Annotated in this window: 20 protein-coding genes; 10 read left to right on the top strand and 10 right to left on the bottom strand. The window is 56.8% G+C overall.

Annotated features, from left to right (window positions below):
• Nucleotides 1–39: 39 nt before the first annotated feature.
• Nucleotides 40–465 (top strand): DUF4399 domain-containing protein, encoded by a 426-nt coding sequence (locus ACP7A4_RS07485; RefSeq protein WP_059765815.1) that lies wholly within the window; start codon nucleotides 40–42, stop codon nucleotides 463–465.
• Nucleotides 466–528: 63 nt separating this feature from the next.
• Here the strand turns inward: ACP7A4_RS07485 and serA are convergent, their stop codons facing one another.
• Nucleotides 529–1758 carry a phosphoglycerate dehydrogenase gene (serA, locus tag ACP7A4_RS07480; protein ID WP_048363906.1) on the bottom strand — a complete coding sequence of 410 codons (1230 nt, stop codon included), beginning with the start codon at nucleotides 1756–1758 and terminating at the stop codon, nucleotides 529–531.
• Between the two features lie 206 nt (nucleotides 1759–1964).
• Between serA and ACP7A4_RS07475 the strand changes: the two genes are divergently transcribed.
• The 7 genes from ACP7A4_RS07475 (at nucleotide 1965) to ACP7A4_RS07445 (ending at nucleotide 8909) form a co-directional block, all read left to right on the top strand.
• On the top strand, nucleotides 1965–3359 hold the full coding sequence (locus tag ACP7A4_RS07475) for an FAD-binding oxidoreductase (protein ID WP_059765813.1): 1395 nt from the start codon (nucleotides 1965–1967) through the stop codon (nucleotides 3357–3359).
• A 132-nt stretch (nucleotides 3360–3491) separates the two neighbouring features.
• Nucleotides 3492–4157 (top strand): fumarylacetoacetate hydrolase family protein, encoded by a 666-nt coding sequence (locus tag ACP7A4_RS07470; RefSeq protein ID WP_059765810.1) that lies wholly within the window; start codon nucleotides 3492–3494, stop codon nucleotides 4155–4157.
• Nucleotides 4158–4302: 145 nt separating this feature from the next.
• On the top strand, nucleotides 4303–5346 hold the full coding sequence (locus ACP7A4_RS07465) for a DUF5924 family protein (RefSeq protein WP_059765808.1): 1044 nt from the start codon (nucleotides 4303–4305) through the stop codon (nucleotides 5344–5346).
• A gap of 51 nt (nucleotides 5347–5397) precedes the next feature.
• Nucleotides 5398–6546: an ABC transporter permease gene (locus tag ACP7A4_RS07460; RefSeq protein ID WP_203302151.1), complete on the top strand. Its 1149-nt coding sequence runs from the start codon at nucleotides 5398–5400 to the stop codon at nucleotides 6544–6546.
• Between the two features lie 8 nt (nucleotides 6547–6554).
• Entirely contained in the window at nucleotides 6555–7346 is a 792-nt protein-coding gene (locus tag ACP7A4_RS07455; protein WP_162207803.1) for an ABC transporter ATP-binding protein, read from the top strand.
• Nucleotide 7347: 1 nt separating this feature from the next.
• Nucleotides 7348–8286 carry an MlaD family protein gene (locus ACP7A4_RS07450; RefSeq protein ID WP_059765806.1) on the top strand — a complete coding sequence of 313 codons (939 nt, stop codon included), beginning with the start codon at nucleotides 7348–7350 and terminating at the stop codon, nucleotides 8284–8286.
• Nucleotides 8283–8909 carry an ABC-type transport auxiliary lipoprotein family protein gene (locus tag ACP7A4_RS07445; RefSeq protein ID WP_059765802.1) on the top strand — a complete coding sequence of 209 codons (627 nt, stop codon included), beginning with the start codon at nucleotides 8283–8285 and terminating at the stop codon, nucleotides 8907–8909. Before ACP7A4_RS07450 ends, ACP7A4_RS07445 begins: the two co-directional genes overlap by 4 nt.
• Before the next feature lie 92 nt (nucleotides 8910–9001).
• Here the strand turns inward: ACP7A4_RS07445 and ACP7A4_RS07440 are convergent, their stop codons facing one another.
• The 5 genes from ACP7A4_RS07440 to ACP7A4_RS07420 form a co-directional block, all read right to left on the bottom strand.
• A complete protein-coding gene (locus ACP7A4_RS07440) occupies nucleotides 9002–10231 on the bottom strand; it encodes a nucleoside recognition domain-containing protein (RefSeq protein WP_426246218.1) in 1230 nt (409 codons plus the stop codon).
• Between the two features lie 104 nt (nucleotides 10232–10335).
• Nucleotides 10336–11655, bottom strand: a complete 1320-nt coding sequence (gene gltP / locus ACP7A4_RS07435) for a glutamate/aspartate:proton symporter GltP (protein WP_048402053.1) — start codon at nucleotides 11653–11655, stop codon at nucleotides 10336–10338.
• A gap of 558 nt (nucleotides 11656–12213) precedes the next feature.
• Nucleotides 12214–12678: an inhibitor of vertebrate lysozyme family protein gene (locus tag ACP7A4_RS07430; protein WP_203302052.1), complete on the bottom strand. Its 465-nt coding sequence runs from the start codon at nucleotides 12676–12678 to the stop codon at nucleotides 12214–12216.
• A 2-nt stretch (nucleotides 12679–12680) separates the two neighbouring features.
• Nucleotides 12681–12845 carry a DUF1328 domain-containing protein gene (locus tag ACP7A4_RS07425; protein WP_019828122.1) on the bottom strand — a complete coding sequence of 55 codons (165 nt, stop codon included), beginning with the start codon at nucleotides 12843–12845 and terminating at the stop codon, nucleotides 12681–12683.
• 86 nt (nucleotides 12846–12931) lie between these two features.
• On the bottom strand, nucleotides 12932–13216 hold the full coding sequence (locus ACP7A4_RS07420) for a hypothetical protein (RefSeq protein ID WP_059765796.1): 285 nt from the start codon (nucleotides 13214–13216) through the stop codon (nucleotides 12932–12934).
• A gap of 433 nt (nucleotides 13217–13649) precedes the next feature.
• Between ACP7A4_RS07420 and algB the strand changes: the two genes are divergently transcribed.
• Nucleotides 13650–14996, top strand: a complete 1347-nt coding sequence (gene algB, locus ACP7A4_RS07415; RefSeq protein WP_059765794.1) for a sigma-54-dependent response regulator transcription factor AlgB — start codon at nucleotides 13650–13652, stop codon at nucleotides 14994–14996.
• Between the two features lie 10 nt (nucleotides 14997–15006).
• Nucleotides 15007–16794, top strand: coding sequence for a KinB sensor domain-containing domain (locus ACP7A4_RS07410; protein WP_059765791.1), 1788 nt, complete (start codon nucleotides 15007–15009; stop codon nucleotides 16792–16794).
• A gap of 7 nt (nucleotides 16795–16801) precedes the next feature.
• On the opposite strand, the gene ACP7A4_RS07405 is transcribed toward ACP7A4_RS07410, so the two are convergent.
• The 4 genes from ACP7A4_RS07405 to ACP7A4_RS07390 form a co-directional block, all read right to left on the bottom strand.
• Nucleotides 16802–18439, bottom strand: coding sequence for an EAL domain-containing protein (locus ACP7A4_RS07405; protein ID WP_426246214.1), 1638 nt, complete (start codon nucleotides 18437–18439; stop codon nucleotides 16802–16804).
• A 51-nt stretch (nucleotides 18440–18490) separates the two neighbouring features.
• Nucleotides 18491–19267, bottom strand: coding sequence for an N-acetylmuramoyl-L-alanine amidase (locus tag ACP7A4_RS07400; protein WP_059765789.1), 777 nt, complete (start codon nucleotides 19265–19267; stop codon nucleotides 18491–18493).
• Nucleotides 19268–19370: 103 nt separating this feature from the next.
• Entirely contained in the window at nucleotides 19371–19772 is a 402-nt protein-coding gene (locus ACP7A4_RS07395; protein WP_426246212.1) for a hypothetical protein, read from the bottom strand.
• Between the two features lie 610 nt (nucleotides 19773–20382).
• Entirely contained in the window at nucleotides 20383–20811 is a 429-nt protein-coding gene (locus ACP7A4_RS07390; protein WP_426246210.1) for a hypothetical protein, read from the bottom strand.
• Nucleotides 20812–21250: the final 439 nt, after the last annotated feature.

Raw genomic sequence — 21250 nt, 5'->3', positions numbered from 1 at the left:
GTCTTAACCCTATGAATTTTGTGAAAAACGGAGAAATAAATGAAAAATCTACTGTCTCGCGTTGCACTGGCTTCTATGTTGATGGGCGCTTCGGTCATGGCGATGGCTGCTACTGCGGCCCCTGAAGGCGCAAAAGTTTCCATCATTTCCCCGGCTGACGGCGCCACCGTGGACAAAACCTTCACCGTCAAATTCGGTGTTGAAGGCATCAAGCTGGCCCCCGCTGGCGACCAGACCCCCCACACGGGCCATCATCACCTGTTGATCGACGTCGACCAGCCGATTGCGGCGGGCCAAGTGATCCCGGCAGATGCCAACCACGTTCACTTCGGCAAAGCGCAGACCGAAACCGAAGTGACCCTGGCCCCCGGCAAGCACACGTTGCAGCTGGAGCTGGCTGATAAAAACCACATGGCCTTCGAACCGGTGATCGTGTCGAAAAAAATCACGGTCAACGTGAAGTAATAACGCCCGCGCATAAAAAAGGGAGACCCGAGGGTCTCCCTTTTTCGTACAGCGCTTTGCTGCTTAGAACAGCACGCGGCAACGGATGGTGCCGGTGATGCTTTGCAGCTTCTCTTGCGCCAGGTCCGAGGACTCGGCGTCGACGTCGATGACCACGTAGCCAACTTTCTCGTTGGTTTGCAGGAACTGGCCGGAGATGTTGATGCCGTTTTCGGCGAAGACCTTGTTGATCTCGCTCATCACACCCGGAATGTTCTGGTGGATGTGCAGCAGACGGTGCTTGCCAGGGTGAGCCGGCAGGGCCACTTCCGGGAAGTTGACCGACGATACCGACGTACCGTTGTCGCTGTACTTGACCAGCTTCTCTGCCACTTCCAGACCGATGTTGGCTTGCGCTTCAGCGGTGGAACCGCCGATGTGCGGGGTCAGGATCACGTTGTCCAGGCCGCGCAGCGGGCTTTCGAACACGTCGTCGTTGGAGCGCGGCTCCACCGGGAACACGTCGATGGCGGCGCCGATCAGGTGCTTGTCCTTGATCGCGTCGGCCAGGGCGTCCAGTTCAACCACGGTGCCACGGGCAGCGTTGATCAAAATGCCGCCCTTTTTGATGGCACGGATTTCTTTCTCACCGATCATCCACTGGGTGGCGGCGGTTTCTGGAACGTGCAGGGTCACGATGTCCGACATGCCCAACAGCTCGTGCAGGTTGCCCACTTGCGTGGCGTTACCCAACGGCAGTTTGGTCACGGTGTCGTAGAAGAACACCTGCATGCCCAAGCCTTCAGCCAAGACCGACAGCTGTGTACCAATCGAGCCGTAGCCGACGATACCCAGCTTTTTGCCCCGGATTTCGAAGGAGTTGGCTGCGCTTTTGATCCAGCCACCGCGGTGGCAGGAAGCGTTTTTCTCAGGAATACCGCGCAGCAACAGGATCGCTTCTGCCAGCACCAACTCGGCCACCGAACGGGTGTTGGAGTAAGGGGCGTTGAAAACAGCGATACCGCGTTCGCGAGCAGCGTTGAGGTCGACCTGGTTGGTACCGATGCAGAAACAGCCAACAGCCACCAACTTCTTGGCGCAATCGAACACTTCTTCGGTCAGCTGAGTACGGGAACGGATGCCGATAAAGTGGGCATCGGCGATCTTTTCCTTCAGCTGGGCTTCAGGCAAGGAACTGGTGATGTACTCAATGCTGGTGTACCCGGCGGACTTGAGAACATCAACAGCGGATTGGTGGACGCCTTCAAGAAGAAGGAACTTGATCTTGCTCTTATCGAGAGAAGTCTTGCTCATCTGCGTAAACCTGTGTCCCAGAGAAAAATGGCAGGGAAGTGGACAGCCTGAGCTGACCTGGCCGGCGTGAAGACCGGCACCGAGAATCGTCCTACGTCTCGATTCTACGGGGGGGCCGTATGCTAGCATAAGCGCCCCGCTAAACACCCATTCCTGCGACGTGAAGCGTTCTCAGGATGACCATGAATTGTTCGAGAGTTCTGTTGATGACCCATCCTGCCGTAATTGATGAGCTAAAGACCCTGGTAGAGCCTGGCAAGGTTCTGACCGACGCCGACTCCCTCAATGCTTATGGCAAGGACTGGACCAAGCATTTCGCCCCGGCCCCCGTGGCCATTGTGTTCCCCAAAACCACTGAGCAAGTGCAGGCCATTGTGCTGTGGGCCAACGCGCACAACGTGGCATTGGTGCCTTCAGGCGGGCGCACCGGTTTGTCGGCAGCCGCCGTGGCGGCCAATGGCGAAGTGGTGGTGTCATTCGACTACATGAACCAGGTGCTGGACATCAACCTGACCGACCGCACCGTGGTCTGCCAGCCGGGGGTTGTGACTCAACACCTGCAAAACCTCGCACAAGACCATGGCCTGTACTACCCGGTGGATTTCGCGTCGGCGGGTTCCAGCCAAATTGGCGGCAACATCGGTACCAATGCGGGCGGGATCAAGGTGATTCGCTACGGCATGACCCGTAACTGGGTGGCGGGCATGAAAGTCGTCACGGGCAAGGGCGACGTGCTGGAGTTGAACAAAGACCTGATCAAAAACGCCACCGGCTACGACATGCGTCAACTGTTTATCGGGGCTGAAGGCACGCTGGGCTTTGTGGTCGAAGCCACCATGCGCCTGGACCGTGCGCCGAAAAACCTGACGGCGATGGTGCTCGGCACGGCCGACTTTGATTCGATCATGCCGGTGCTGCACGCCTTCCAAAACAAGCTGGACCTGACCGCGTTCGAGTTTTTCTCTGACAAAGCGTTGGCCAAAGTCATGGCGCGTGGCGATGTGCCTGCCGCGTTCGAAACCGACTGTCCGTTCTACGCGTTGCTGGAGTTTGAAGCGAGCACTGAAGAGGTGGCCAACGCGGCGCTGGAAACCTTCGAGCACTGCATGGAACAAGGCTGGGTGCTGGACGGCGTGATGAGCCAGAGCGAAACCCAACTGCAAAACCTGTGGAAACTGCGCGAGTACATCTCCGAAACCATTTCCCACTGGACCCCGTACAAAAACGACATTTCGGTCACTGTGTCGAAAGTCCCGGCCTTTTTGAAAGAAATTGACGCGATTGTCGGCGAACACTACCCCGATTTCGAAATCGTCTGGTTCGGTCACATCGGCGACGGCAACCTGCACTTGAACATCCTCAAGCCTGAAAACCTGAGCAAGGACGAGTTTTTTGCCAAGTGCGCGACGGTGAACAAGTGGGTATTTGAGACGGTTGAGAAATACAACGGTTCGATCTCGGCCGAACACGGCGTGGGCATGACCAAGCGTGACTATCTGACCTACAGCCGCTCGCCGGTGGAGATCGAGTACATGAAGGCGATCAAGGCCGCGTTCGACCCGAACGGCATCATGAACCCCGGCAAGATTTTTGCGATTTAATCCATGAAGGTGTAGTCGCTGCCGCAGGCTGCGAAGGCTGGCGAAGCCATCCGTTCCCTCGATGGCCTGGCAGCCCCCATCGCAACCTGCGCCAGCGACTCAAGAAGCAGCATCCAACAGCGGAGTCGGTCAATGAGCTATCAGCACCAGTATCTCGACGGTACCCGGATTCACTTTCCTATCGGTAAAGTGGTGTGCATCGGACGTAACTACGCCGAGCACGCCAAAGAGCTGGATAACCCGATCCCGACTGAACCTTTGTTGTTTATCAAGCCCGGCAGTTGTGTGGTGGCGCTTGAAGGCGGTTTCGCCATCCCGGCCGAGCGCGGTTCGGTGCATTACGAAGCCGAAATTTCGGTGCTGATCGGCAAGCCGTTGTCCAACAACCCAAGCGCCGAAGAAGTATTGGACGCCATCTCCGGTTTCGCGCCGGGCCTGGATCTGACCCTGCGCGACAAGCAAGCCGAGCTGAAAAGCAAAGGCCTGCCGTGGGAAATCGCCAAGTCGTTCGACGGCGCCTGCGTGCTGGCGCCGTTTGTACCGAGCTGCACCTTCCCTGATCTGGAAGACATCGGCATCCGCCTGACCATCAACGGTGAAGTGCGTCAGGACGGCAACAGCGCCCTGATGCTCAACAAGATTGTGCCGATGATTCAGCACATGGCGGCCTGCTTTTCGCTGCAAGCCGGCGACGTGATCATGACCGGCACCCCGGTGGGCGTTGGCCCGCTGAATATCGGGGATGAACTGGTGCTGGAGCTGCCGGGCGTGAGCCGTTTCGAAAGCAACGTTCGCTAATCTGACGAAGCTTTGTAGGCACTGGCGCAGCCTGCGCCAGTGCCTACGCGGAGATTCGCCCGTCAGATATCAGTAGTCGCGGACGTGACAGCCTTAAAACGCTATTCTGCTGAGGTTTTTTCCTACACAGAATGTGAACCGCCGAATGCCAAACTGGAACCACTACGTACAGCGCATCCTTGAGTTGATGAAGCGCTATCCAGGGCTGATCGCGCTGTTTGGTTTCTGCTCGGGTGTGGGCAGTTTCATTCTGGTGGACCGCCAGCAAGGCATGGCCCGCTGGATCGCGGTCATCCTGTTGGTCAGTTGGGTCTGGCTGATGCTGGAAAACACCTTCACCCAGCTGTTTACGCGGGTGTTCAAACGCGAAATCCCGCCGCCGCTGCTGCGTTACGCCACGCAGATGATTCATCAGGAAAGTCTGTTTTTCGTGTTGCCGTTTTTCTTCATCACCACCACCTGGAACAGCGGCCAATTGGTGTTTACCGGGTTGCTCGGCGCCACGGCACTGGTGACGATTACCGACCCGCTGTATTACAAATGGCTGGCGCCCAAGCGCTGGCTGTATCTGGCGCTGCACACCCTTGCGCTGTTTGCTGCGCTGCTGACCGCGCTGCCGATCATCCTCAACCTCACCACTTCCCAGAGCTACAAACTGGCGTTGGGCACCGCCGTGCTCTTGTCCATTCCTAGCCTGGCCGTGAGCTTGCCGCTCAAAACCCTGCGTGGCTGGCTGATATTGCCGCTGATCGTACTCGCACTCGGCGGCACCGGCTGGTGGCTGCGTTCATGGGTGCCGCCCGCCACGCTGTGGATGACCGAGGTGGCAGTTACCCCACAACTGCAAGACCGCACGCCCGGTGAGAGCATCAAGCACATCAGCGTCAATGAACTGCGCGCGCGTGGCCTGTATGCCTACACCTCGATCAATGCCCCGCGCGGCCTAAACGAGCGGATCTATCACGTGTGGCAACTCAATGGCCAGGAAGTGGACCGCATCGCGCTGGACATCAAGGGCGGTCGCAAAGAGGGTTACCGCGCCTGGACCCATAAACAGAACTTCCCGCCCAACCCGGTGGGCCGCTGGCAAGTGCGGGTGCTGACCGAAGACGGGCAAATGATTGGCGTGTTGCGCTTTCGGGTAACCGACGCAGATCAATCCTCTTCAGCATCGAGTCAGGCAAACTGACGCAATTGTGCTATTACCTATGGTCTGCGTATTCGCGAACCGAGCTTGGAGCTGACGATCATTACTGCTAAGGCTGGCGACGCCCAATTAGACACTTCAAGCACTGCGGCCAAGCTGCACATCAGTGGCGAATGGACGCTGGCCAATTATGCGCGTCTCAAACAACTGACCGACCAACTGGCGGGTAAATACGACGACAGCACCCAGGTTGATCTCAATGATGTCACCCGCCTTGATACGGCCGGTGCTTCGCTGCTGGTGGAGTTGCTAGGCTCGGAACGTGTCAGCCAGTTGGCCGAGACCACGCCCAAGCTGCCTGCCGCCGACCGCGCCTTGCTGCAAACGGTTTATTCCTCGATGCGCGACTTTTGCGTGCCGGTCAAAGAACCCGAGCAAAACACCGGCATTCAGGTACTCAGCCGTATTGGTTGCGCCGTCGACAAACTGTGGCAAGACTGCCTGCAACTGCTGGGTTTCATTGGTTTGATCCTGCAAACCCTGACGCGCAACTTTTTTCGGCCCACACAATGGCGCATTACTCCGGTGGTGGCGCACATCGAGCAAATCGGGTTGAACGCCGCCCCGATTGTGGTGCTGCTGACGTTCATGGTCGGCGCGGTGGTGGCGTTTCTCGGGGCTACGGTGCTGGCCAACTTCGGCGCAGGGATTTTCACCGTCGATCTGGTGGCCTTTTCCTTCCTGCGTGAATTTGGCGTGTTGCTGACCGCCATCCTGCTCGCAGGCCGTACCGCCAGTGCATTTACCGCACAGATCGGTTCGATGAAAGCCAACGAAGAAATCGACGCCATTCGCACCCTGGGCCTCGACCCGATGGACTTGTTGGTGCTGCCACGGGTGCTCGCGCTGCTGATCGCCCTGCCGCTGTTGACCTTCCTGGCCATGATGGCGGGCATTTTGGGTGGCGCGATGGTGTGCATTATTTCGTTGGGCATTTCACCGGACATGTTCATTTCGCTGCTGCACTCGGACATCGGCGTGCAGCACTTCTTGGTGGGCATGGTCAAAGCGCCGTTTTTCGCCTTTCTGATCGCTGCGGTCGGTTGCCTTGAGGGCTTCAAAGTCACTGGCAGTGCAGAGTCCGTGGGCGCGCACACCACGTCCAGCGTGGTGCAATCGATCTTTATCGTTATCGTGCTTGATGCGGTGGCGGCGTTGTTCTTCATGGAGATGGGCTGGTGAGTGCGTCTGTGCAAAAAAACCGCGAGGCGGTGATTGAAGTGCGCGGCCTGTGCAATCGCTTTGGCAGCCAGACCGTGCACGAAAACCTCGACCTGGATGTGTACAAAGGCGAAATTCTGGGCGTGGTGGGCGGCTCCGGCACCGGTAAATCCGTGCTGTTGCGCAGTATTGTGGGCTTGCGTCGACCCACCGAAGGCGAGGTCCGGGTTTTCGGTCAGGACCTGCTGAGCTTGCCTGAAGAAAAGCGCTCGCTGATCGAGAGACGTTTTGGCGTGTTGTTCCAGAAAGGTGCGCTGTTTTCGTCACTCACGGTGACTGAAAACATCGCCCTGCCCCTGATTGAACACGCGGGCCTGAGCCGCCCGGACGCCGAACACCTGGCGCTGGTCAAGCTGGCCCTGGCCGGTTTGCCGCTGTCTTCGGCCGACAAATACCCCTCTTCGCTGTCGGGCGGCATGGTCAAGCGCGCAGCGCTGGCCCGCGCATTGGCACTGGACCCGGACATTCTGTTTCTGGACGAACCCACCGCCGGGCTTGACCCGATTGGCGCCGCCGCGTTCGATCAACTGATTTTGACCTTGCGCGATGCGCTGGGATTGAGCGTGTTTTTGGTCACCCACGACCTCGACACGCTGTACACCATCACTGACCGCGTGGCGGTGTTGTCGCAAAAACGCGTGTTGGTGGCCGAACCGATCAAGCAGGTCGAAGATTACGACGACCCGTGGATTCATGAGTATTTCCATGGCCCCCGTGGCCGCGCCGCGTATGAAGCGGCAACCCAGCGTAAGGAGCAATGACATGGAAACCCGCGCCCATCATGTATTGATTGGCTTGTTCAGCGTGTTGGTTATCGTGGGGGCCATGTTGTTTGGCCTGTGGCTGGCCAAAGCCAGCATGGACAGCACTTTCAAGGATTACGAAGTGGTGTTCAACGAAGCCGTCAGCGGTTTGTCCAAGGGCAGTTCGGTGCAGTACAACGGCATCAAGGTCGGTGACGTGATCGAACTGCGGCTCGACGACAAAGACCCGCGCCGGGTACTGGCGCGCATCCGTCTGGCGGCCAACACACCGGTCAAGGTCGATACCAAGGCCAAGCTGGCTCTGACCGGCGTGACCGGCACCTCGATCATTCAGCTCAGCGGCGGCGACCCCAACAGCCCGCCGCTCAAGGGTAAAGACGGCAAACTGCCCGAAATCGTGGCCTCGCCCTCCCCGATTGCCCGCCTGCTGACAGACGGCTCCGACGTGATGGCCAACGTCAACATGCTGCTGCACAACGCCAATCGCCTGTTCTCACCGGATAACGTCGACCGCGTGGGCAAGACCCTCGACAACCTTGAACAAACCACGACGGCCATTGCCAGTCAGCGCGGGGATATTTCCCAGACCCTTAAGCAACTGGCTCAAGTGGGCAAACAAGCCAGCATCACGCTCGAACAAACCACGGCGCTGATGCGTAACGCCAATGGGCTGTTGAGTACCCAGGGCAAACAGATGTTCGGCAGTGCCGAGCAAGCGATGCAGTCGCTGGAACACAGCGCGGCCACCATCAACACCTTGCTCAACAATAATCAGGAATCGTTGAACAGTGGCATGCAGGGGCTCAATCAGCTCGGCCCGGCGGTCAATGAGCTGCGTGAAACCCTGAGCACGCTGCGCTCGATATCGCGGCGTCTGGAAGCCAATCCAAGCGGTTACTTGCTGGGCCGCGAACAGAACAAGGAATTCACGCCATGAGTCGTACTTATCGCCTGGCCGGTTCAATCGTATTGGCGGCGAGCCTGAGCCTGCTCAGCGCCTGCTCGATCCTGCCCAAGCCCGAGCAGGTGGATGTGTATTGGTTGCCGTATGCGCAAACCCCGATGGCTGCCAGCCACAGCGCGCCAGTGAACTGGTCGCTGCGCCTCGACAAGCCGATGGCGAGCAATGCGCTGAACAGCCAGAACATTGCCGTGGTGCCCGAAGGCAACTTGATCAGCAACTACAAAGGTGCGCGTTGGAGCGACCCGGCACCGGTCTTGCTGCGCAATCGCTTGCTGGATGCGTTCTTGCAGGACGGCCGCATTCAGGGCCTGAGCACAGACGACAGCAACCTGCAGGCCGATTACGAACTGGGTGGGGAATTGTTGGCGTTTCAGACCCACTACAACGGCAAAAACCCGCAGGTGCTGGTGCAGTACAACGCGCGGCTGGTGCGCACCAGCGACCAGCGGGTGATTGCCTCCAAACGCTTTGACGTGCGTCAGCCGCTCAACAACCCGCTGGTACCGGGGGTTGTTGCAGGTTTTGGCCAAGCGAGCGACGTGCTGATGCCGCAGGTTGTGCAATGGGTGCTGCAACAAGGCCAGGCACAGCGCTAACCCCACGTTGTAGGCGAGGTACGCGATTGCGTAGCCGCTGGCGCAGGCTGCGTCCGATTGCGCAGCGATCGCAAAGCCTGAGTACGGGTTCGTTAACCGAAGAACCAGTAACACACGGCAATGGCAGCGACTACGCCTGAGAACTCCGCTAATAACGCGCAGCCTACCGCGTGACGGGCGCGTTGGATGCCCACGGCGCCAAAGTACACCGCCAGCACATAGAACGTCGTCTCAGTGCTGCCCTGCACGGTTGCCGCCACTAACGCCGCGAAGCTGTCCACACCCTGGTTTTGCATGGTTTCGATCAGCAAGGCCCGTGCGGCACTGCCTGAGAACGGTTTAACCATCGCCGTCGGCAAGGCGTCGACAAAGCGCGTGTCCCAGCCCAACCATTGGACCGCATGGCGAATGCCGTCCAGGCCAAAATCCAAAGCCCCCGACGCCCGTAGCACGCCCACCGCGCACAACATCGCCACCAGATAAGGCAGCAAGGTTTTGGCCACGTCGAAGCCTTCTATGGCGCCTTCGACAAACGCTTCGTAGACCTTGACCTTACGCAGCGCGCCGATCACCAGGAACAGCATGATCAGCCCGAACAGGGTCAAATTGCCGAGGATCGACGACAAACTGGCCAATGCCGTCGCTGACAAACCCGCCAGCAATGCCATAAAGCCGCCCAGTATCAGCGCGCCGGGCAGCAAATACGCCAAGACCACCGGGTCCCATAGCCGCAAACGCTGCATGAAGGCCACTGAGAGCAGCCCTACGAGCGTTGAAGCACTGGTCGCCAGCAAGATCGGCAGGAAGACCAGCGTCGGGTCAGCAGCGCCCTGCTGAGCGCGGTACATGAAGATGGTGACGGGTAACAGGGTCAACGAGGAGGCATTGAGCACCAGAAACAGGATTTGCGCGTTACTGGCGCTGGTCGGGTTGGGGTTGAGCTCTTGCAGTGCCCGCATCGCCTTAAGGCCAATGGGAGTGGCGGCGTTGTCCAGGCCCAGACCGTTGGCGGCAAAGTTGAGGGTGATAAACCCCAATGCCGGATGACCGGGCGGCACTTCAGGCATCAAGCGTTTAAACAGCGGGCCCAGCGCCTTGCCCAGCCAATCCACGATCCCGGCTTTTTCGGCGATGCGCAAAAAACCCAGCCATAAGGTCAGCGTGCCGAACAGCAGGATCATCACCTCAACCGACAGCTTGGCCATGGCGAAGATGCTTTCCACAATCGCCGCAAAGATCCCGGCGTTGCCCCCCACCAGCCATTGGGCAAGCGCCGACACGGCCGCGACCACGAAAAAGCTGAGCCATAGGCCGTTAAGCATCGAAAGAACTCCTTAAAGATGCCGCGAATGATAGCGGCCAACCCCCAGAAACAACAAACCCCGGACAAGTCCGGGGTTTGGGGGGTGAAGCGTGCGGGGGGCGATTACTCGCCTTTTGGCAGGGCTTCCTTGCTGCGCCAGTGCGGCAGCGAGTTCCAGTAGCGCTCGCCTTTGGCGTCGTCGTACATGCCTTCCCAACGGGAAATCACCAGTACCGCCAAGGCGTTACCAATGACGTTCAGCGCGGTACGTGCCATGTCCATCACACGGTCAACACCCGCGATGAAGGCCAAACCTTCCAGTGGGATGCCGACGCTGCCCAGGGTGGCCAGCAGTACCACGAAGGACACGCCCGGTACACCGGCGATGCCTTTGGAGGTGACCATCAGGGTCAATACCAGCAGCAGTTGCTGGCTGATCGACAAGTCGATGCCATACAGCTGGGCAATAAAGATCGCCGCGATGCTCTGGTACAGGGTCGAGCCATCAAGGTTGAACGAGTAACCGGTCGGCACCACGAAGCTGCAAATAGCTTTTGGCGCGCCGTACGCTTCCATCTTCTCGATCACGCGCGGCAGCACGGTTTCGGAGCTGGCGGTGGAGTAAGCCAGTACCAGCTCATCTTTGAAGATGCGCATCAGCTTGATCACGGAGAAGCCAAACAGCTTGGCGATCAGGCCCAGTACCGCAAAGGCGAAGAACAAGATGGCGGCGTAAACCAGTATCACCAGCTTGGCCAACGGCACCAGCGAAGCAAAACCGAAGTTGGCGACGGTCACGGCGATCAGCGCAAACACACCGATTGGCGCGTAGTTCATGATCATGTGAGTCACTTTGAACATCGACTCGGACACGCCCTGGAAGGTTTTCACCAGCGGGTCGCGCAGTTCGGCGTTCAGGCTCGACAAACCGAGGCCAAACAGTACCGAGAAGAAGATGATCGGCAGCATCTCACCGCGAGCCATGGCTGCGAAGATGTTGGATGGAATCAGGTTGAGGATGGTTTCGATGAACGCATGTTCATGCTGAACTTCTGCGGCAGTGGCCTGATATTTGGAAATATCAACCGTGCCCAGCGTGCTCATGTCGATCCCGGCGCCGGGATGGAACACGTTGGCCAGCACCAGGCCTACCAGGATCGCGATGGTGGTCACCACCTCGAAGTAAATGATGGTTTTAAGACCGATGCGACCAAGTTTCTTCGCATCTCCCACGCCTGCAATCCCGACAACCAGTGAGGAAATCACGATTGGGATTACGATCATCTTGATCAGACGGATAAAGATATCGCCAGCGGGTTGCAAGACGTTACTGATCCACCAGGCCTTTTCAGCACTGAAATGGTTAAGCAGCGCGCCGATTGCAATACCCAGGACCAGACCGATTAGGATCTGCCAGGCGAGGCTAAGTTTTGCCTTCTTCATGTCATTACCCTTACTTCAAGTGGACTCGGGAAGAGGCTCAGACTAGAGCGCTTTGAAGCGCTGAATTCTACAACCTCTGCCCCCGTAGAAGGTCGCCCAAATCGAGCCAGAGAGGCTCTTTGGCAGGCGAAAAAAGGCGCAACTATTCCCATGCAAGAGGAAGCCGTCTAATGCCGTAAACGCCTACCCTATGCCGAATCGGCATGGATATTGTCCGACAAGAGCTCAAATTCACGGGGTATCAAAGTCACAGAATAGACGACATAAGCGCCGCAGACCGGCTGTTTCAAGGTCTTTTTGCCGCAGGCAGGACGTCGTAAATCACGTCCAGCACTCAGAAATATCCGACAACACAAATCGAATAGAGAGAAGAAATCATTTTGCTATTAGTCGATAGATGGTCGACGTTCTCAGGGGCCATCCGAGCCACATTTGTTTTTAAAAAAATGAGCAGTGATAAGGTTTTACGACTAAAAAAACCTTTTTTAAGACCCAAAAAAACCAAGGCAATGGCTTGGTTTTTTTGGTGTTTAACAGCTGAAGAAACTGCCCAAATGATCAGTACCAGTTAGGGTCTTTCTTCAATTGTTCTTTGAGCAGCGCTTTCATACCTTCATCAGGTTGGCCCAAGAATCGGTAATCGGCATGACGTGTTGGCGACTTGTCGGCCGGCAAACCTGCCGGGACTTCGACCAACATGGCGTAGGCGTGCTTCTTGTCCAGGCTTACGGCAACGATCAGGCGTTTGTTCAAACAGGTCTGAGCGGTTTCGCACAAGGGGCCGACCAAATACTGATCGTCATCTTCAGTGACTGCGTTCATCTGTTCGGCACTGCCCGACAGGTTCATCACCCACTCAGGCAAGCGATCTTCTTTTTTGACCACTTTTTGCCAGGCATCACGATAATCAGCATCGTTTAACAGTTCGTTGACACGCGCCTGGCCATCGTTTGCGGCCAGCGCCATGGCACTGCTGCCCATCAACAGGGCAGCAGCCATGGCCTTAAAGGATCGGCTAAACATGGTTACCCTCGACCACGGCGGCCAAAGATGAACGACACGACGAACATCACCAGGAAGACGACAAAGAGAATCTTGGCGATACCGGTGGCGGTGCCCGCGATACCACCAAAGCCCAGAACGGCTGCGATGATGGCGATAATCAGGAAGGTAATTGCCCAACTCAACATGGTGATTCTCCTTATTACTGTGGGAAAGCGTGGTGATGCCACTGCTGCGTCTTAACGCCCTGCAAGGGCCTCAAGGTTGTGAACACTTAAAACACCCAACGTTCCTGCGGCACGTCTGAAGATGCGATTTGCGTGTCATCGGCAGCCGCCAGCGCATAGCCGTTGGTCGCCTGATTGTTTGAGCTGATCGCACTGAAGTGTGTTTGCGGGGCGGCTTGATGCAATACGGTCTGAACCGGCTGTGGTGCCTGTTCAAAACGCACAAGTTGCTGACCACCGATCAATGTCACCAACAACGCGAGGCTGGCGAACAGACCTTGTTGAAGGTGCAGCGAAGTAAGGCGAATGCGGGGGAAACCTTGACGATTCATGCTCAGACTCCTGCCACTCGGTGGTCATTGTTGGATTTGCCTTCAGCTCGTTAGCGCTGAATGACTGGGTTACATGAGTTATTGCAGGTGGCATGCCAAGTCGTGAGCCTTAATAAAAGCCATATAAATCAATGATTCATAGCTGTATTGAGTACGGCTCTACACGCATCCTGCACGATGGACTCTTCAAGCGTCGGGCGTTCTGCACGATTGGCCAAGACCTCTAACCGTTCTTTTATAGAGGGGGCAAAAAACAGAACTGTTTTGCTCGGCAAACGTCGAATCAAATCGGCTCTAAATAGTGTTAAATCAGACAGTTACAGCATGCAGGCAAGTGGCTACCCTGCTAGCCTCTTAATGAATCGTGAAAAATCATGCAACTTGCCCGATTATTCCGACACTAACCAACATCACTCATTAAGGAACGTAGGAAATGGAATCTGCCAAAGAGCACCAAGGCCGCATTCTGCTGGTCGACGATGAGTCCGCCATCCTGCGTACATTCCGCTATTGCCTCGAAGACGAGGGTTACACCGTCGCCACCGCTAACAGTGCCGCTCAAGCCGATGCCCTGTTGCAGCGCCAAGTATTCGATGTGTGCTTTTTGGACCTGCGCCTGGGCGAAGACAATGGCCTGGATGTGTTGGCCCAAATGCGTATTCAAGCGCCGTGGATGCGTGTGGTGATTGTGACCGCCCACTCTGCGGTCGACACGGCCGTGGACGCGATTCAGGCAGGCGCCGCCGACTATCTGGTCAAACCGTGCAGCCCGGATCAACTGCGACTGGCCACGGCCAAGCAACTGGAAGTGCGCCAACTGTCCGCTCGCCTCGAAGCCCTTGAGGGTGAAGTGCGTAAGCCCAAGGACGGCCTTGATTCTCATAGTCCGGCGATGATGGTGGTACTGGAGACAGCCCGCCAAGTGGCTGGCACGGATGCCAACATCCTGATTCTGGGTGAGTCCGGTACCGGTAAGGGTGAACTCGCCCGGGCAATTCATGGTTGGAGCAAACGGGCGAAAAAGTCCTGTGTGACGATTAACTGCCCCTCCTTAACCGCCGAGCTGATGGAAAGCGAGCTGTTCGGTCACACCAAAGGTGCGTTCACCGGGGCCAGTGAAAGTACCCTGGGCCGGGTTAATCAGGCCGATGGCGGTACGTTGTTCCTCGACGAAATCGGTGATTTCCCGCTGGCTTTGCAGCCAAAGCTGCTGCGATTTATTCAGGATAAAGAATACGAACGCGTGGGCGACCCCGTGACGCGCCGCGCCGATGTGCGCATTCTGGCGGCCACCAACCTCAACCTTGAAGACATGGTGCGCGATGGCCGCTTCCGTGAAGACTTGCTCTACCGCCTGAACGTCATCACTTTGCACTTGCCACCGTTGCGTGAGCGCAGCGAAGACATCCTCACGCTGGCGGACCGCTTTCTTGCACGTTTCGTTAAAGAGTATGCACGCCCTGCCCGCGGCTTCAGCGAAGAAGCCCGCTTGGCGCTGGCGAACTACCGTTGGCCGGGCAACATTCGTGAACTGCGCAACGTGGTGGAGCGCGCGAGCATTATTTGCCCGCAGGAAGTGGTTGAGGTGAGCCACTTGGGCATGGCCGAGCAAACCATCCCGAACGCCCCGCGCATTGGTGCAGCGTTAAGTCTCGACCAGTTGGAGAAGGCACACATCGGCGCCGTGCTGGCCACCAGTGACACCCTCGACCAAGCGGCCAAAACCCTGGGCATTGACGCGTCCACGCTGTATCGCAAACGCAAGCAGTACAACTTGTGAGCAGGCCGCGATGAAACTCGCTATCAAGCTGCGAACACGCCTGTTTCTGAGCATCTCAGCGCTGATCACGGTCGCGCTGATGGGATTGGTGCTCGGCGTATTCGGCGTGATGCAAATGGCTAAAACCCAGGAAGCCTTGATCCGCAACAACTTCATCACCCTTGATCTGGGTTTGAAGTTGCGCCAGACGTTGGGCGACCAATTGATTCTGATGTTGCACAACGAGCCTGACACAGTGGCGCTCAAAGCCTCGTCCGAGCAGTACATGAAGTTGCTCGAAGAAGGCATTGCGCATGAACAAAAAAACAATCTGCCCAGCGGTTTTATCCGGGCGCGGGCCGACTACCAAAGCTTTTTAGAGGCCTTTAACCAGCCGCATCACAGGGGTATCAACCTCAGCAACGACAACGATCTCACCACACGTTTCAATGCGTTGCGTAACGGGCTGATTGATGAGCATCGTAAAGCGCTGGAGAGCATCAACCATGCCCAAGCCCAGGCACGCGACCGGGCACTGGTGATTGCGACGGTGCTGGGCCTGGTGGGTGTTGCGGTATTGATCATTGGCTTTATCACGGCGCACGGTATTGCCCGACGTTTTGGCGCCCCCATCGAGGCGCTGGCCAAAGCGGCGGACAACATTGGCAAAGGTAACTTTGAAGTGGTGTTGCCGCTCTCCTCGGCCACCGAAATGAACCTGCTGACGCGGCGTTTCGGCATTATGGCCGAAGCGTTGCGCCAGCATCAGGCCACCAACGTGGACGAGTTGCTCGCCGGCCAGCAACGCTTGCAGGCCGTGCTCGACAGTATTGATGACGGCTTGCTGATGATTGATCAACAAGGTCGCCTCGAACACTTGAACCCAGTGGCACAGCGCCAGTTGGGCTGGGACGAAGCGCGGTTGGGGCAGACATTGGGTGAGGCCTTGCAACGGCCCGAACTCGATCAACAACTGCTGACGGTCTTGCGCGGTGGGAGCCTGGAGCGTTTGCCCGAGGACCTGAGCGTGGATATCGAAGGTGAAACGCGTTTGCTGACGTATAGCCTGACCCCGGTCAGTCAACCCAAAGGGCCTATTCTGGGTGCGGTCATGGTGCTGCATGACGTGACCGAGCAGCGCGCATTTGAGCGCGTGCGCAGTGAGTTTGTATTGCGCGCCTCTCACGAACTGCGCACGCCGGTCACCGGTATGCACATGGCATTCGGGCTGTTTATGGAGCGGGCGCGCTTTGACCCGCAATCGCGCGAAACCGACTTGCTCAACACGGTCAACGAAGAAATGCAGCGGCTGATGCAGCTGATTAACGACCTGCTGAATTTTTCTCGTTACCAGAACGGCATGCAAAAACTGACGTTGGCACCTTGCGACCTGCAAGAAATGCTCGAACAGGCGCGCGCACGCTTCGCTGATCGGGCGGTGGCAAAAGATGTCGAGATCCTGATTGACCTGCAACCGCCATTGCCGCGCTTGAATGCCGATCAGGCCCAGCTTGAACGCGTTCTGGACAATTTGATGGATAACGCCCTGCGCCACACCGCGATTGGTGGGCAAATTCGCTTGCAGGCCCGGCGTCATGGCGAACGCGTGATCATCAGCGTTGAGGACAATGGCGAAGGCATCGCGTACAGCCAGCAAGGCCGGATCTTCGAGCCCTTCGTGCAAGTAGGACGCAAAAAGGGCGGCGCGGGCCTTGGCTTGGCCTTGTGCAAGGAAATTGTGCAGCTGCACGGCGGACGAATCGGCGTGTACTCGCGTCCTGCTCAGGGGACGCAGTTTTATATGGCGCTGCCGTTATAGGCGTGGCTCACACCTGATCTTCTGCGCGGCGCGGGCCTTGTCGGCGCCCGCCGGTGATGCGCTCGCGAAATTGGTGGGCGTTCAACGGTTTGTCGAACAGCCAGCCTTGGCCATAGCTCACGCCCTCACTGCGCAGCAGTTGTGCCTGGTACTCGTGCTCAATCCCTTCGGCAATCACTGTCAGGTTCAGTGCGTGCGCCATGCGAATAATGTGCGGCGCCACCCCACTGCTGGCCGCGTCATAACCCAGCGCATCAATAAACGCCTTGTCGATCTTCAGGCAGTCCACCGGCAAGGTTTGCAGGTAAGCCAGGCTGCTGTAACCGGTGCCAAAGTCATCAATGAGAATCCGGTGCCCTTCGTCTCGCAGGGCCTGAAGCTTGAGCTTTGCGATTTCTACATCAACCATGCCGCGCTCAGTGACTTCAAACGCGATCTGTCGGGGCGCCACGTCATGCAGGGCCAGCAAGCGCGCTACCACCTTGCCGATGCGCGGGACCATCACGTCGCACGCTGACAGGTTGATGGACACATACAGCTGCGGGTTGGCCCTTAACAGCGGGCCGAGTTGTTCCAGTGTGCGTTGCAGGACGAAATCGGTCAGTTGGCGGATCTGCCCGGTGCTTTCGGCCACGGGAATAAACAGCTCGGGGCTGGTCATCGTGCCATCCGCATGCCGCCAGCGAATCAGCGCTTCTGCGCCCACGCACTGGCGCGTGTTGAGGTCAACAATGGGCTGATAATGCACCGTGAATTCGCCCCGGCGCAGAGCGCCCTGCAACTCCCCGCCCAAGGATTGACGCTGGCGTGCCATATGCAAGGCCAGCGCGCCCAGGCACAGGGCGATCAATAGAATGCCTGGCAACATCCACCCCAGCTGCGACAGGTACTGCGAGGTGTCGGCACGCGGCATGCTCAACACCAATTGGTAATCTGAATTGTCGGTGGGCAAGCGATAGAGCACGCGATAGTCAGTGACGACCACCTCTCCATCGCTCGGCGGCCAACCGGGGCTGGGCGGCCAATCCTGTGCTTGCCCCAACACCGGCAGCGCCCGCTGGTCATCATCGACCACCACCAGCAAGCTCCCGCCGGGCGGCAGATCGACCGCGTCACTCAAATGCCCGCGAGATGTCGTCACCTCGAAGTCGCCACGGCCCAGCATCAAGCCGGCCAGGTTGTCGTCGGGTTGTTCAGCGGTGTTCAGCCAATAGCGATAGACCGGCCCTTTGATATCGGGCTCACGGCCCGGCGAAGGTGTCAGGCTGAGGTTCGCAGGCCAGTTGGAGCAGACCTGGGTGCCGTCATAGAAGATGGCTTCATAAATGAAGCGGTACTTGAAGCTGGTCTTTTGCAGCTGCGAGGTCATCAACGGGCTGCATTCGCGCAGCGGTTGCTTGTTCAAGTCGTCCAGCCCTCTGCGAAGCTGGGTGAACAACTGTTCGAGCCGTTCAAGCAAGCGCTCGCCATCCACACTCATCCGTTCGCGCTCACGCTGGTGCACTTGCTGCATGACGACGGGGACACTCAGCGCCAATAAAAAGCTGGCACTGAGTAACGTCGCGACAATCGCCAGCGACCAAGGGCGATACAGCCGGTTACGTACACGCTTGATAAATGTGCGCGGCGTTCTGCGTCCTGGCACCAATCCTTGCTCCTGATAACGTGCTGACGGTGGCTGGGGCTTTCACTGCTGTTATTTGGCGGTGTTTAACACCTTCAAAATAGCTGCACTTTCGGCATCCGGGGTGCCATCGAAACGGGTGGGGCGAAAATGCATTTGAAACGCAGCCAATACGTGCCGTGTAGCGACGTCAAGCTCACCGGTTTGCGGGGTTTCGTAACCCAGTAACGCTAACTGTTGTTGAAACCAGGTGATGCTCGGCAATTGATTGGCATACAGCGCTTGCTCGCGGGCGACGGCTTGCGCATTTGGCCAAACGCCAAAACCGGCTTGTGCCAGTCGTTGCCACGGGAACAGCGGTCCCGGATCAAGTTTGCGCAGCGGAGCAATATCGCTGTGACCAATGATGTTATGCGGGTCAATTTTGTAGCGCGTGGAGATGTCTTTGAGCAGGACGATCAAGGCTTGAATTTGACCTTCGGTGTACGGATACCAAACCCGACCCTGGGGCGTATCACGGAAACCCTTGTTGACGATTTCGATCCCGATGGAGCTTGAGTTCAACCAGGTACGGCCCTTCCATTGGCTTTCGCCCGCATGCCAGGCGCGCTGGTTTTCATCCACCAGTTTGTAAAGCGTCGGCGGCGTGTCACCAATCAGGTAATGGCTGCTTACGGGGCCGTGGGTCAGCAGTTCGAGGGAGTGCTCAAGAGACGTCGAGGTGTAATGCAGCACAATAAATTGCACACGGCTGTCATGGTTGACCGAAGGATGGCGGGTGTCCATGCGCGGTCCGCTGGCGCAACCGGCCAACAGCAGGAAAGATAAGACAGAAACTAAGATTTTCATGGGCAGGGCAGCACTGGCAATTATTTACGCGCCAGCATACCTCACTGAGTTACCCGTGAGCGCAAACATAATGCCCCTGTCCGCGTGCAGACAGAGGCAATGATTATTGGCCGCACACCAGATAAAAACTCATGGATGAGTCGCCGGCAGGCTGGTTTAAACCCAGCATAAGCCCAATCACATTGACTTCACTTTTTGTGGGCTTGCTTGATAACTTTGCGATGCCGTGAAGGGTGTGTTCATAACTGGAGTAATCATAAGTTGAAACGTTGCAATAGGCCGGTGCCTTTTTAAATGCGGAGGGCACTAACTTGACGTTGTAAAGGGCTGCGTAATCGTCTTGATTGGTATGTTCTACCGTCGCGATCCACTGCGGTGTTTGAGTCAAAACGGTGCCGTCTTTATTTATTGTTGCTGTGTAGGTACGGGGATGACTGGCCGCCTGAACAGGCAGGCTGCCTAATATAAAACTTAGTACGGACACTAGAGCAATGAGCGCTTTCATAACATTCCCTTGAAATTTGTACACGCTACTGACAGCGGGAATCGTCCCGGGACTGTTGGTCAGGGGCTGCTTAACACAACCGGCAGGACTCTGAGCGGTTTATGGGGTTGAAGACAGAGTGGGTGGCTGAGCCGGTGCAATCACATTGCACCGCTTCCATTTACAGGTAAGTAGGCATACTCATGAGCGTCAAGTGAGCGACTGGAATAATGATTGAGATTGATAAAAAACGAAGAAGGCTACATTCATGGACTCAATAAACTACCGGGTTGCCTGAAAACTACGACAGCTTCATTGAGTAAAGGGCACTACGCCAATGGTCTTGGCTCTAATGTGCCGTCTTAGAATGATGGGGGCCGCTCGCCAGCGGGACTGTTCAATGTGAGGGTTGACCACTTGCGCATTACCACCAGCGCGCTGACGCTGGTTGGCTGCTTGAACGCGGCAGCTCAGCCCTGCCAGGGCTTCTGAGGCTGCGCAGCAGGAGGACAGGTGACGCACCGGCCCCGGTAAATCACCGACACCGGTGGCTATACATCGAGCCATAACCACTCGCGTTTTAGTTGCTGGCCTGGTCCGACGTAGAGCGCAGTGGCTAATTATGAATTCACTAGGGGGCTTTATAATCAAATTCAATAAAGCCATTTAGAAGGTTGTAACCTTTGTTGTGTAATGCTGAAAAGGTGATGGTGAATTTTTCGTTACGCTGGAATGACATCGAGCCGGTATGATCAGACGAAAAGAACTCTTGGCCCAAAACACGCCCTATTACGATGCCTTTTTTGCCTTCGCTGGACTCTCTCGAATTTATAACTTGGTATTGGCCGTCAGCGTAGTCGTTTGGAATACTGACGGCTAACCAGAATCTGTGTTCGGCGTACGTCACCACTATTTGAATAAGGTCGTCTGTATAGTCGATGCTTACATTATTTCCATGATAGAACTCATAAGGTTTATCTGGACGGTTCCAGTCAAACCTGGCTGTCGCATTTTCAACGTTCTTTCCGGTGGGTTTAGTGGGAATAACAGTACTTTCCATCGCTGTATCCTCAATAAATTCAATGTTTAATCATGCTGTTGTTTGCGTGTGTTCGTTTGGTGTGCTCAGCGTCTAAGTGCAGCGGGATGTTTTACGCGCACAGGCAACCTTCGCATCTGCATGCGTCTTCTTTAATAATTGTTGAATAAAGTGAATTTCGAATTGCCCGAGTGGATTCACCTTATCGAATCCGATTTTCAACACCAGTGTGAAAGATTTTTTCGAACGTCGCACCTGTCAGAGTTGACAGGCTTTTGTTGTGTCTAGCGATTAATGGAGACGCTGATAGATCCGCAAACATTCAGCGGTTGTGCATTTCGCAGCGTGAAAAACATGGTAGTCGAGGTCAAGAGAGTCACAAGTGTTCCGGCGCCAGGGTGATGTTCAGAGGATCACGCGCAACCTTCGAGTGCTGGCTCACAGGGCACGTATGGCCGCT

The organism is Pseudomonas sp. TWR3-1-1, assembly GCF_049896545.1.
Taxonomy (GTDB): domain Bacteria; phylum Pseudomonadota; class Gammaproteobacteria; order Pseudomonadales; family Pseudomonadaceae; genus Aquipseudomonas; species Aquipseudomonas weihenstephanensis.
This window is presented reverse-complemented; position numbering and strand designations above follow the sequence as displayed.